Source organism: Imperialibacter roseus, from assembly GCF_032999765.1.
Taxonomy (GTDB): Bacteria; Bacteroidota; Bacteroidia; order Cytophagales; family Cyclobacteriaceae; genus Imperialibacter; species Imperialibacter roseus.
In genome coordinates, this window is record NZ_CP136051.1 from 6,073,059 (window position 1) to 6,086,020 (window position 12,962).

11 protein-coding genes are annotated in these 12,962 nt (G+C 45.7%); 2 read left to right on the forward strand and 9 right to left on the reverse strand.

Annotated features, from left to right (window positions below; genetic code table 11):
* Positions 1-39: 39 nt before the first annotated feature.
* Positions 40-1,014: a porphobilinogen synthase gene (gene hemB, locus RT717_RS25450; protein WP_317489149.1), complete on the reverse strand. Its 975-nt coding sequence runs from the start codon at positions 1,012-1,014 to the stop codon at positions 40-42.
* A gap of 173 nt (positions 1,015-1,187) precedes the next feature.
* On the opposite strand from hemB, the gene RT717_RS25455 reads away from it, so the two are divergent.
* Positions 1,188-1,961 carry a murein L,D-transpeptidase catalytic domain family protein gene (locus RT717_RS25455; RefSeq protein WP_317489150.1) on the forward strand — a complete coding sequence of 258 codons (774 nt, stop codon included), beginning with the start codon at positions 1,188-1,190 and terminating at the stop codon, positions 1,959-1,961.
* On the opposite strand, the gene RT717_RS25460 is transcribed toward RT717_RS25455, so the two are convergent.
* A complete protein-coding gene (locus RT717_RS25460) occupies positions 1,914-3,590 on the reverse strand; it encodes a L,D-transpeptidase family protein (RefSeq protein WP_317489151.1) in 1,677 nt (558 codons plus the stop codon). The genes RT717_RS25455 and RT717_RS25460 overlap by 48 nt on opposite strands.
* 55 nt (positions 3,591-3,645) lie before the next feature.
* On the opposite strand from RT717_RS25460, the gene lgt reads away from it, so the two are divergent.
* Complete coding sequence (gene lgt, locus RT717_RS25465; RefSeq protein WP_317489152.1) at positions 3,646-4,449, forward strand: prolipoprotein diacylglyceryl transferase; 804 nt, start codon at positions 3,646-3,648, stop codon at positions 4,447-4,449.
* Here lgt and RT717_RS25470 read toward each other — a convergent pair.
* From RT717_RS25470 to porG, 7 genes are all read right to left on the reverse strand, one after another.
* Complete coding sequence (locus RT717_RS25470; protein WP_317489153.1) at positions 4,433-5,329, reverse strand: diacylglycerol/lipid kinase family protein; 897 nt, start codon at positions 5,327-5,329, stop codon at positions 4,433-4,435. The two genes, lgt and RT717_RS25470, sit on opposite strands and share 17 nt — an antisense overlap.
* A 6-nt stretch (positions 5,330-5,335) precedes the next feature.
* Positions 5,336-7,510: a S9 family peptidase gene (locus RT717_RS25475; RefSeq protein WP_317489154.1), complete on the reverse strand. Its 2,175-nt coding sequence runs from the start codon at positions 7,508-7,510 to the stop codon at positions 5,336-5,338.
* Positions 7,511-7,650: 140 nt separating this feature from the next.
* Entirely contained in the window at positions 7,651-8,178 is a 528-nt protein-coding gene (locus RT717_RS25480) for an OmpH family outer membrane protein (RefSeq protein WP_317489155.1), read from the reverse strand.
* Positions 8,179-8,189: 11 nt separating this feature from the next.
* The gene (locus RT717_RS25485; RefSeq protein WP_151997789.1) at positions 8,190-8,726 is read right to left on the reverse strand and encodes an OmpH family outer membrane protein; all 537 of its coding nucleotides are present in this window, start codon (positions 8,724-8,726) and stop codon (positions 8,190-8,192) included.
* Positions 8,727-8,738: 12 nt separating this feature from the next.
* Positions 8,739-11,420, reverse strand: coding sequence for a BamA/OMP85 family outer membrane protein (locus RT717_RS25490; RefSeq protein ID WP_317489156.1), 2,682 nt, complete (start codon positions 11,418-11,420; stop codon positions 8,739-8,741).
* Between the two features lie 2 nt (positions 11,421-11,422).
* A complete protein-coding gene (locus tag RT717_RS25495; RefSeq protein WP_317489157.1) occupies positions 11,423-12,160 on the reverse strand; it encodes an isoprenyl transferase in 738 nt (245 codons plus the stop codon).
* A gap of 84 nt (positions 12,161-12,244) precedes the next feature.
* A complete protein-coding gene (porG, locus tag RT717_RS25500; protein ID WP_317489158.1) occupies positions 12,245-12,955 on the reverse strand; it encodes a type IX secretion system protein PorG in 711 nt (236 codons plus the stop codon).
* Between the last annotated feature and the right edge of the window lie 7 nt (positions 12,956-12,962).

The window sequence follows — 12,962 nt, forward strand, 5'->3', positions numbered from 1 at the left end:
TATCCGGTGCTTTTTTTTATTCTGTTCATTGCTTTAGGCCTACTGCTTTTGAAGCTGCGCAAACTCCCTGGCAAAATAGCTCAGTATGATGCTGGCACCTGCTCTTTTGATACTCAAAAGGGACTCAACCATCGCCTTCTCCCCATCGAGCCACCCATTTTGAGCGGCAGCTTTAATCATGGCGTACTCCCCACTTACATTATATGCCGCTATTGGCAATGGAAAATTATCTTTCAACAGCCTGATCACGTCGAGGTAAGCCAATGCAGGCTTTACCATCAATATATCAGCTCCCTCATTATAGTCCAGTTCGGCTTCAATGAGAGCCTCGTTCCGGTTAGCCGTATCCATCTGATAAGTCTTTTTGTCTCCAGATTTTGGAGCCGAGTCAAGCGCATCTCTGAACGGGCCGTAAAAGGCGCTTGCATACTTGGCTGTGTAGGCAAGGATAGACGTATTGGTATATCCTGCATCATCCAGCATCTCTCTTATGTAGCCAACTCGGCCATCCATCATGTCGGAGGGGCCGATAATGTCGGCTCCCGTGGCAGCTTGAGCCACGGCCATTTTTCCGAGTATCTCGAGGGTTTCGTCGTTTACAATTTGTCCATCTTTTACTAACCCGTCATGTCCGTCGCTGCTATAAGGATCCATAGCAACGTCAGTCATCAGGCAAGCCTCAGGAAATCTCTTTTTAATCTCGCTCAGCGCCCTGAGGTAAAGCCCTTCACCATTGACACTTTCGGTAGCGTACTTATCCTTCTTTGAATCGTCGATGGCTGGAAAAATGGCAAATGTGCGAATACCTAACATCAGACATTCCTCAATTTCCTTCAAAAGGACATCCAACGAAAACCGGAAAATCCCTGGCATAGACTTTACCTCCACTCTTTTCCCAGTCCCCTCTATGACAAAAAGTGGAAAGATAAAGTCTTTGGTAGAAAGCCTTGTTTCCTCCACCATTTCCCTAATAACAGCAGATTTCCTGTTTCTTCTTGGTCTTCTTGAAAGCATCGTCAATCAATATTTTTACAAATATAACAGGCCAAAAAGGTAAGTCGGCAGAAACGAGAAAGATATTGGTGTGGCTATCCGCCGGCTCAGATTATCACGTAGTAAAAATATTCTTACATCAAACCCCTGTGAACCATTCCGTTATCTACATTTGTTTCGTAATGGTGGCCTTTATGACGAGAATTTTCATTGCGCTTTTGTTCGTTGCGTCTGGAGTAGCTTTTGCTCAGGAAAAAAGTCTGGAGGATGAGTCAGCCGACTTTTCTCCTGATCGTCAGCTTCTATTGTACTACCAGTCGTTTGCTAGGGAGGAGCCACTACCGGATTTTGGGCTTTTCAAGCTTGCAGTCACAGGTTATTTCAATCTCAAAGAAAGTGATCGCATTGGCCAGGCAGATATTGTTACCATTATTGACTTCAGAAAACCTTCCAGCCAAAAACGACTTTGGATACTTGATCTGAAAGCGAGAAGCGTGCTGTATCATACCCTTGTTGCGCATGGAAGAAATACAGGAAACCTTTATGCAGAGTCATTTTCTAATGTTCCCAACTCCAACACGAGCAGCCTTGGCTTCTACACCACGGCACAAACTTACATGGGCAAGCATGGACTTTCGCTCCGTTTAGACGGGCAGGAAAAAGGCTTTAATGACAAAGCGAGAGAAAGAGCGATTGTGCTTCATGGCGCTGACTATGTAAGCAAAGATTTTGTAAAAATGCATGGTCGATTGGGCCGAAGCTTTGGTTGCCCTTCAGTGCCTATGGCTGTTCACAAGGAAGTGATCAACACCATCAAAGACGGCACCTGTCTTTTTATATTCTACCCTGACAAGAACTATCTCTCCAAAAGCAAATTGCTTCAACCAACCAATTTGGTTGCCCAGGTTCAAAAATTGACATCAGAGCCTGCTGCCAATGCTGCTGCCCCCCTCGGGAGTTCCCGATAGGCCTTTGGCTATCCTGGCATCACGTTCGTAGATATCCACGCCAAAGCGAAGACTGTTACTTTCGCTTACCCACGCTGTGAGATAGAGTATGTGTACATCAAGTGGTTTCGGCAAGGTGATGGTAGTTTCTACCCTCGTTTGCACGATTTTTCCAATCTCCTCCCGTGTATACTTGGTGCCCGCCAAAAGATAGGCAGCCATGTTCAATGGGTTTTTCAACCTGATACACCCGGAGCTGAACGCTCTTTCACTTTTGTTGAACATCTCCCGACTCGGTGTGTCGTGTATGTAAACGCTATAGGGATTAGGAAACATAAACTTCACGTCGCCCAGGGCATTTGTGGGCCCCGGGGGCTGGCGTAGCATATAGGGGAAGTTGGTTGAAGAAACATTTGGCCAGTCTACATCTGCCAGCGGAACCTCAGTTCCATCACTCCTCAGCACTTTCAAGCCCTTTCTTGTAATCACTGACGGATCCTTCCTTGCCTCGGGCAAAATATCGGATTTAAGAATGGTGGGCGGCACTGTCCAGGTGGGATTAAGTACCAGATACGTCATTTTGCTGCTAAAAATCGGTGTCTTTCTGTACGTTTTACCAATGATCACTTCCGAGTCATACGTTTTGGACGCCTTGTCGAATATCTCAAGTTCAAAGCTTCCAAGGTTGACAAGTATGTAGCGTTCGCCAAGATCTTCGGGCAACCATCTGAGCCGCTCCATGTTGATCTTTATGTCCTGGATACGTTTTTCCGCAGGCACATTAAGTAATTCCACGGTTTTTACTCCAGCAACACCATCTGCTCCTAATCCATTTCGGCGTTGAAATATCTTTAGGGCTGCTTCCAGGTCGTCATCGAAAAAAGGCGACATGTTGCCATCTTTAATCTCCACATTCGATCCCATGTAAAGTCGCTTCTTGATAGCCACTATTCGCTCACTGCTATCTCCCCTTTGAAGCTTATCACCCGCAGGCACGTTTGGAAAGCCCCCCCTTGCCACTACTTCACGGTAGTAGTCGAGAAAAGACTTGAGTACTGCGTACTCCGGCAGCCTGGGGGCTAGCATTTGCGTGTACTCTCTTAGCTTGCCGGACTCCACCGCCTCGGTTAAATAACCTGCAAAGTCGAAGCTATCGGTTTTTCGCTTTGCTTTCCACTCGGGATCGGCAGTCTCCGGGTTCAACTTTCCATAGTAAAGATGAGAGGTGTACAAAAAGAAAGCGTCGGAAAGCAAAAGCTCTAATTTAATAAGCTCAAAACGACCGACTGAGTCATGCCGGATGGAATGATTAAGCGACGTCAATATGCGGGCGTAATGGTAATCGTCGGGCGTTAGTCCTTCAGCTTCCGCATCGCCTATGATGCTCAGCATCTCTTTTGCTTTTTGGTATTTGTCCCCAGTTGTTATCCAAAGCGGTTGAAAGTCTCTGCTTACATAAAACTCAGGCAAGGTGTTGATACAAAAAACGGGCTCGTCACCAAGCCTCATTTGGCCATATGCCTGGGCGGTTTCCAATCGCAAGCGGATGGCTTCAGCCAATTCATCATTGGTGAAATCGTGAGCGGATATCTTGGGAGCTAAGAAAAGAAAGCTTAGGAAAACGAAAAAGAAAGCGTTACGAACGAGCATTTTGATAGATTTGTAAAACGAGTGCTTCTTTAATATACGATAATAAACGCAATAAATGCATCCAGAATTCATTTCATTCGAGCTTTTTGGAAAGCCGGTCACCATCCACTTTTACGGTTTGCTGATCGCTCTTGGAGCAACATTGGGCTATTTTTACGCAGCAAAAACCGCCAAACGGGAACTGGGGATCGAGTCAGATGTCATTCAGGGACTCGCAAGATGGGTAATTATAGCTGCATTTGTAGGGGGGAAATTGTTTTATTATTTCGAGTCACCCGCCTACTATTTTGGCGAACCCGCCAATATGTTAAAAAACTTCCGGACGGGTTTCGTTTTCTACGGTTCACTCATTTTTGCTATCCCAACCGTGATTTGGTATTTCAGAAAGCACAAACTGCCGTTTTGGCCAATGATGGATTTAGTAGCCGTTACAGGCTGCATTGTCCATGTTTGCGGTAGAATGGGGTGCTTTTTTGCTGGCTGCTGCTACGGTAAACCAACTGATATGCCGTGGGGCATTACCTTTTCCGATCCCCTTTCACAAGCCAAACCACTTAATACACCCCTGCACCCAACACAGCTTTATGAGATTTTCCTCATCCTCTCGATTCTGGTGGTGCTGCTAATGTTCAAACGGCACAAAAGATTTGAGGGACAGCTGTTTTTTCTGTACATCATGATGTACGCTGTCGGTCGGTCGGTTACAGAAATATTCAGGGGTGATATCCGAAGGGGATTCATTATTGAAAATGTACTTTCGCATTCTCAGCTCATCTCTCTTATCCTGATTTCTCTGGTAGGTATTTTCTACTACCGATTCTCCAAAAAACAAAAGCCTATCGTCAAACAGAAGCCCTGACTCTCACTTTTAATGCCTTCTTATTAATGTTGATTTCAAAAGGGGGGTGGCCCAACAGCTCGCCATCAATATGCATCCATTGTTTTTTGTCGGCCTCTATGCTTACGTGACTGGCTTTAAAGAAGCTTACCTCCTCTAGTTTGCCGTGCCTTCCGGCCCCAAGCTTGCTCAGGCTAAGGAACCTGTTCCAGGGGAGAATTCTTTCAATAAGGCATACGTCCAGCAATCCGTCATCCACTTTGGCATCAGGAGTTAGCACAAAACCACCGCCAAAGGTGGTTCCATTGGCTACTGTGAGCAACAGGACTTTTTTGGTGTATTTTTTTCCATCGATACTGAATGACAGCTGTTTCTCCTGATAGGAACTTAAGATTCTGAGCACCCTGTACAGGTAGGCCCCGTAGCCCCAAAGAAGCAGCGGCTTTTTCTTTTGCTTCATATCAGCTACAATCTGACCATCGAACCCAATTCCAACCCCATTGTGAAACAGCCGCTCGTTGCAAACGCCCAAATCGATGGTTTTCTCTACCCCGTGAAGAAGGGTATCCAACTGCTGAAGGAGGTTGCTCCCAACGTCTACCGACTTAATAAAATCGTTGCCGGTACCGGTGGAAATTACATTGACCACCACCTGCGTATTGTCGCCTATTCCATTTATCGCATCGTTGAGCGTTCCGTCTCCCCCGATAACCAAAAGGTCGGTAAAGCTTTCGTCTAATCTCCTCTTCACGATTGCTTTCGCATTCTGGCCTTTCTTGGTAAAGAAAGATTCGTAGACCAGATCATTCGTTCGCAGGAACTTCTCTACCTCTCCAACAATTTTGGCACCCTTGCCATACCCGGCGGCCGGGTTTACCATTAACAGGAGTTTTCTCGGCATAGTCGGCTATAGGTTGTCAATAATGAAATTCGTCATCATGGTGTACAAATGATACCGGTACTTACCACCAGAAATACCATGTGTTTTGTCGGGGTAATAAAAAGACTCAAACTGCTTTCCCTCTCTGATAAGTGCGTCCTGCAGTGCTACCGAGTTTTGAAAGTGAACATTGTCATCGCCCGTTCCGTGAATAAGCAAGAAATTGCCCTTTAGCTTATCGGCATGAGTAATGGGCGAGTTGTCATCATATCCACCGGCGTTGTCCTGTGGGCGCATGAGGTAGCGTTCAGTATAAATGGTGTCATAAAATCGCCATGTGGTCACAGGTGCCACGGCAATGGCCGCCTTGAAGAGATCGGCTCCTTTGAACAACACCAATGAGCTCATGTATCCTCCGTAGCTCCAACCCCAAATACCGATGCGGGAGATGTCGACAAATGGCAGCCTCCCAAAATACCGGGCCGCATCCATGTGATCCTCCGTTTCATACTTGCCAAGCTGCTTGTAAGTCAGCTTTTTAAACTGTTCGCCACGCCCTCCTGTTCCCCGGGTGTCGACCACTGCAACGATGTAGCCCTTTTGAGTCAGCATTTGGTGCCAAAAAAAGTGGCCACCGCCCCAGGCGTTGGTTACGTTTTGAGAGCCAGGCCCGCTGTATTGATATAGCAATACCGGATACTTTCTATCAGGGTCAAAATCAGCGGGCTTCAGAAAATAGCCATTCAAGTCGGTTCCCTGTGAAGTGGTGAAACTGAAGAACTCTTTATCGGCAAAGCCGTGGTCTTTAGTAGCTTTCGCCAGTGCAGCATTGTCCTTCAATACTTTTACTAATTTGTTGCCTTTGCTCTGATGCAAAGTAACTTTCTGTGGCTGCGTGGCACTGGTGAAGTAATTAATATAAAAGCGAGTATCGGTAGTCATTACCACTCGGTTCCATCCTTTGTCCAGGCTTAACTTCGCCTTGTTTTTCCCTTTTACATCTATTCTGTAAAGGGCTCTTTCCATCGGCGACTCTTCAGTAGAAGTATAGAACAATACTGGGGTTTTGGCGCTTTGGTCAACGCCGGCGAGTGACACTGCCTCCCATGGGCCATTAGTAATCTGCCGGACCACCTCACCACTCAGGCTATACAGATAAAAGTGTTTGAAGCCACTTTTTTCGGAGGAAAACAAAAATGTTTTGCCATCCTCCAGGTAGGTAAGATCGTCACAGAACGTGAAATCAATATACGTCTCTGATTTATCGGTGAGTATGATTGTCGACTTCCCCGTGGAGGTGTTGGCGTGCAAAATATCCAATTGGTTTTGAAGGCGGTTCAGTCGCTGAATCGAAAGGGTTTTTGCATCCTTCAGCCATTTGATTCTGGGGATATAAATGTCTGCCTCGGTGCCAATGTCAGCTTTGACGCTTCTGTTAGCTCCCACCTCGTAAATAAAGATATTAACCACCGAATTCGACTCGCCTGCTTTCGGGTACTTGTATCTATAGTCCTCCGGATAAAGCTGACCCTCATGCCACACTTGCATGTTGTACTCCTTCACCAACGACTCGTCAAACTTGTAGTAGGCTATTCGCTGCCCATCGGGTGACCATTCAAAGGCCTTTGTCAGGTACAACTCCTCCTCATACACCCAATCGGTGCTGCCGTTGATCATGGCGTTGCGTTTGCCATCACTGGTTATCTGCACCTCCTGGCCTGAGGCAATGTCTTTCCAAAACAGATTGTTGTCACGGGTGAAGGCAACTTTGGATCCGTCGGGTGAAAAGGTGCCGTATGCCTGGCGCCCCTCAGAAAGTTTTGAAACAGCCTTCGTTGCGATGTCATACACATAAAAAACCGCCGTGTAGGATCTCCTGAACACCGACTGCCGATCAGTTAACAATAATATTTTAGCTTCATCGTCGCTGAATGTGTAGTCGTCAATTTTTAGAGAGGGGGAAAGCGCACCTCCATCAACAAGCTCTTCAACTGCCAGACCGGTAGTGACATCGTATTTCACCACCTTATTGTCCTCTAGTGCGGAGTAAAACTGCCCGTCCTTCATCCAGTTCACGCTGTTGACCGACTCGACGTTGAAAGCATTTTTCAAGGTAAAATCTTCGATAGAGATCTGGCTTTGCGAAAGAAGAGAAGTATTCAGGCTGAATAAAATTAAGAGCGTTGCGACTAACTTATGCATTGTTTTCATCTTTGAACTTCGAAAATAACTATTTCCCGAAGTTTTTCTAAACCGGCTATCAATCCCACACGGATGTCTTTAGAAACAAAAACACCTGAGACTTATGTCCCAGGTGCCTTCCTAATGTGATGTTGTATTGCTCAGTTTCCTCCTGTTGGAGTAGTCTTTGGAGTGATTCCCATTTTCTGCAACACGATGTTGGAGATTTCGTCACTGTCCTTGGCGAAAAGCAGTGCTTCTGACCTAAATACATGCGTAAAGCCGTTTTCTTTGGCTACGTCGTCAATTGCCTTCTGGATTTTGTCGTAGGCAGGCTGAAGCAACTGAAGCTCCTTATCCTGCATAGACTGCTGGGCATCACGCTGGAACTTTTCGATAGACGCCTGAAGGTTCTGAAGCTCTTCCTGCTTGTCGGCTCTTTCAATGTCGGTCATTGTCTGGTAGCCGCTTTGAAACGCCTGACCTTTGGTTTGGAACTCCTGAATTTTTGCCTGAAGGCGGTTTTGCAGTTGAGTTTCGTACGCCTTAAGATCGGCCTCTATTTGCTTCGATTCGGGCATTTGAGTGAGTATATAGTCTACATTGGTGTACCCAACTTTCAGTTCCTGTGCTGTGACTGAAACAGCAAAAAGTACAAATACACCAAACAGCAAGCTTCTAAGTTTCATGACTTTACGTTTTAATTTTTAATTACATCGTTTTCGTTGGCCAGGCCAAGCTCTTCAAGTACATAGTCAGTATAATCATGAATCGGATCTGTGTAGATCATGACCAACTCACCGGATTTATCAAAAACAATGGCGAGGCGGTTGTTCTTTGCCATTTTTTCAACTGCCTCCCATATTTTATCCTGAACAGGCTTTATCAACTCTTTCTTCTTTAAGAAGAAAAGGCCTTCAAAGCCAAACACTTTCTTCTGATACTCCTTCACTTCCTGCATTTTCCGGTCAATCTCCGCCCTTCTGTCCTTCTTCATCTCCTCAGTAAGAAGCACCTCTTCTGCATGGAAGGCAATCTGCATCTGCTCCACTTCCTGGAACATTTTCTTTATTTCTTCTTCCCAGGACAACGACAGCTTGTCGATTTCTCCCTGGGCTTCCCTGTAATCCGGCATTTGCTCCAGTATATACCCGGTGTCAACATAGCCGAATTTTTGGGCAAAGGTAGTATTTATCCCTAAACTTAAAATAAATAGCGTAAAGACTGTCCTTTTCATAGTCACATGAGGTTAGCGTATTTGCTGCCCTATGGAGAAGTGGAACTGTCCACCACTTCTTGAAGTTTGACCCGGTATGGTATCAAAGCCATAACCATAGTCAACACCCAGAAGTCCAAAAGCGGGCATGAATACTCTAACGCCTGCTCCTACCGATTTATATAAGTTATAAGGATTATAATCCTTTAACACGTTCCAGTTGTTGCCCCCTTCAGCGAAGGTAAGCAGGTAAATGGTGGCAGTTGGGCTCAACGACACAGGGTACCTCAGCTCGAAGACAAACTTATTATATATAACACCACCGGTAATATTGTTTACCTGATCATAGGTTCGCAGGGAGTTATCAGCATACCCCCTCAGTCCGATAATGTCGGTGGCGAGGATAAAGTTTTGCCCTGCCAAACCGCTACCTCCCAAAGAGAACCTTTCAAAAGGCGTGCCAGGACTGTCTTTGTCGTAAGATCCGATGACACCAAAGTGCACACGGTTCACCAAAACAAGGTTGCCAACCAGCTTGAGGTAGTACCAGGAATCGAACATCCACTTGTGGTATTCCACCCACTTGTACTTTTCATTAGGGGGCAGGTCAGAAATTCCCTGACCTCTGATGGCAGAATAAGGTGGTGTAAACGAGGCCGTTAATGAGATGTTAGAGCCAGACCTTGGGTACATCGGCTGATCCACACTGTTTCTGGCAATGGTTGTGTTAAATGTTAAGCTATTCGCCACACCGTCGGTAAAACCAAGAGACTGGGTGCTGGTAAATCCGGCGCCATAATTATTCAAATCGTACTTCAAATACGACAAGCTATTGCTTACAGTGAAATAGTCATCGGGCCATGTGACACGGCGGCCTAAGCTTGCGGTAATACCCTGCACTCCGAGAGTTCCCAGCGGCGGTTCGCTGGTCGTGTAAAGGTATTGCCTCTGAATGGAATAGCTGTACGACAGTCCGAAAGAGTTTGGCTTGCGACCTCCCAGCCAGGGCTCAGAGAACGACACCGAATAGGTCTGGAATCTTTTGCCATTGGCCTGGAACCTAACGGACAGCTTTTGACCATCACCTACAGGCAACGGGCTCCATGTTTTCGGATAAGGTATCTTCCTTAGTGAGAAGTTGTTGAAAGTGACACCAAGCGTGCCCACAAAGCCGATCGGTCCACCCCAACCACCAGAAAGCTCTATCTGGTCGCTTGGACGTTCTTCCACCTGCCATTCGATGTCGGCAGTTTCCTTGGCAATGTTGGGCAGTACGTTGGGTGTTACTGTTTCCGGGTTAAAGTAACCCAGCTGTGCAAGCTCCCTTTGCGTACGGATCACGTCGTTACGGCTGAATTTCTGGCCAGGAAGCGTTCTCAGCTCACGAATAATCACGTGGTCGTTGGTTCGGTCATTGCCTGTCACGTAAATCTTATCAAGCGTCGCCTGCGAGCCCTCAGAAAGACGCATTTCTACGTCAATACTGTCACCATTTATCTTGACCTCTACGGGTTTAATATCGAAAAAGAGATAGCCATTGTCCATGTAAAGGGAGCTAATATCCGCACCCTGAGGGTTGAATGTCAGCTTCTTCTTAACGAGTTCCATGTCATAGACATCACCCCTTTTAATAGCAAGCACCTTGTCGAGCGTTTCATTGTCGTACACATAGTTGCCTGACCAGGTAATATCGCCAAAGTAATATTTCTGACCTGGATCTACGGTGATGTAGACATCAAGGCCCTTGCCGCTCTTTACAGTTGAGTCAGCGACTATTTCCGCATCCCGATAACCCTGAGCATTAAAATATGTGATAAGGCTCTTTTTGTCTTCCTCATATTTTGGCTGGAGGAACTTCTTGGTTTTGAAAACATTGATTTTTACGTTGTCGTGCAAATAGCTTCTAAACTCTCTCCACCCGAAGGGCTTAGTCGACGTAACAAATTCTTTTACTTCCTTAGGCTGGAAGACTCTAAGAGAACGACCAATCAAGTCCTCTATCAGCGTGAACCTAAGCCGCTCTCCCGTGTTTTTCATTTTTGACTTCAGCTTGGAGTCCAGAAAAACATCATTGCCTGTAAATTTGATGTCGTTTACCTTGACCTTGTACTTTTTGTCAACCACAATTTTCAACATCACGCTGTTGGAAAGCAGGGTGTCCTTTTGTTGGACGACTTTCACATCAGCATTCAGGTAGCCTTTTCCCTGAAAATACTTTTTAATGGTCAGCTCGGTATTCTTGATGACTGCGTCTGTTACTACCCTTCCTTTGATAAGTTTAATGTCGTCTTCGATATCGCTTTTCTGGGTTTTGTTAAGACCCTCGAAGGTGAACTTGGTTAGTCTTGGCCTTTCCTTGAGTTCGATTGTCAAAAAGATTTGGTTGCCTTCGATTTTGCTAACAAATAGCGAGACGTCTCCCAAAATTCCCTGGTTCCAAAGTTTCTTGATGGCTCCGGAAGTGGCATCACCAGGCACCTTTATTGTTGACCCAACCGTTAGTCCAGAAATTGAAATGATGGCATTTTTGTCCAGGTATTCTGATCCTGTTACTTCTATCCCTCCAATCTCATATTCTTTTGGATTGGAGTAGTCGAGCTGAAGACCCGAACCAGAGGTAGCTGGGGTGCTTCGAAGTCCCGGGCGGATTTGTGCGTCTACACTTTGGACAACGCACAACAGGGAGGCCGCAAATACAATTACAATTTTCTTCATTCTCAGGAATTCACTTGTTCACTGATTTTTCCAAATCTTCTTTCTCTTCTTTGGTACCCAACTATAGCCTCATAAAGATGCTCTCTTCTGAAGTCGGGCCAAAGCACTTCTGTAATAAACAACTCGGTGTAAGCAACTTGCCAAAGTAAAAAATTACTTATGCGCATTTCCCCACTAGTCCTGATTAACAATTCCGGGTCAGGAATGCCCTTAGTGTCAAGGTAAGCGTCCAACAGCCCCTCCGTAATGTCTTCTGTGCTTCTATGCCCAGCCACGACATCCTGAGCTACTTTTTTGACAGCTTCTGTAATTTCCCACCTGCCACTGTAATTCAAGGCCAGTATCAGCGTCAGTCCATCATTGAACTGGGTTGCCTTCTTAGCATAGTCCAGATTTTCCTGCGCATCCTTTGGCAAGCTCAGAATGTTGCCTATCGACTTAAGCCTGATATTATTTTTCTGTAATGTTGGCAGCTCCTTTTTAATGGTGGACACCAACAATGACATCAATCCATTTACCTCCTCAATAGGCCTGGCCCAGTTCTCCGTTGAAAACGCATACAAAGTTAAATAATCGACGCCCAACTCTGCACTCCCTTCTGCGGCATCTCTCACTGCCTGTATGGCATTCTGATGTCCGAATATCCTTGCAGCACCTCTCTTTTTAGCCCATCTACCGTTGCCATCCATAATGATGGCAATGTGGCGGGGAATAGCGTCTGAATTAATCAATTCTTTCATGCCCTAAGGGTCTCTCAGTGTCTAGCAAACCGCAAAGTTGCTAATTTTTAGCTAAATAAATAAGGAGAAATCTAAATAGGAGAGTCAATTATACTCATAACGGTTGGGAACATACCTGAAAGGACATGGAATTTCGTACAAAATATAGGTAATCGAGAACCCAGCGAAGTAGTACCAGTCCTTACTTTCCGGATTGCCGTACTGGTAGTTTTTCAATGTGATATCGCCATCGGACACGCTGTCCAAATAGTCGAAAAAGGTCTTTCTTAGTCCAAATTCTAATCCTACAGCATATCTCTTGCCTACGAGCTGCTTAATACCAACCCCAAAGGGTATAACAGGTTGCAGTTTACTGAAGTCTGCTTTAGCCTCATCGTAGCCAAAGGTTCTGAAAATGCCAAAACCTGCAAAAAAGTAGGGCGAGAAGTAAACGTTGGTGTGTGGGTGCTTATAGTCCAGAAAATAGTACTCAAACACCGATGAGCCCTCAATTAACGTGATATCGAATGAATAGTCTCTATTGCTGCCTAGTATATCAACTGCCCGTTGATCGTCTCCTTTTATTTTGCCTGCCGTCAGCCCAAGCCTTACGCTTACGACGTTATTAACATTCATCCTGTAAAATGCGTTGAGCCCCGGAGTCCACCCCCTCAGCCTCAGTTTTGGGTTAAGATCCCCGGTATAGCTAAGCATGCCCAACCCTCCACCAAATTCTGTGTATTGAGCAAGGGCCCTGCTGCTAAAAAAAATCACCAGCAGACTGGTGATTAATGATATGTAAACTCTGTTTTTCAACTTCCCA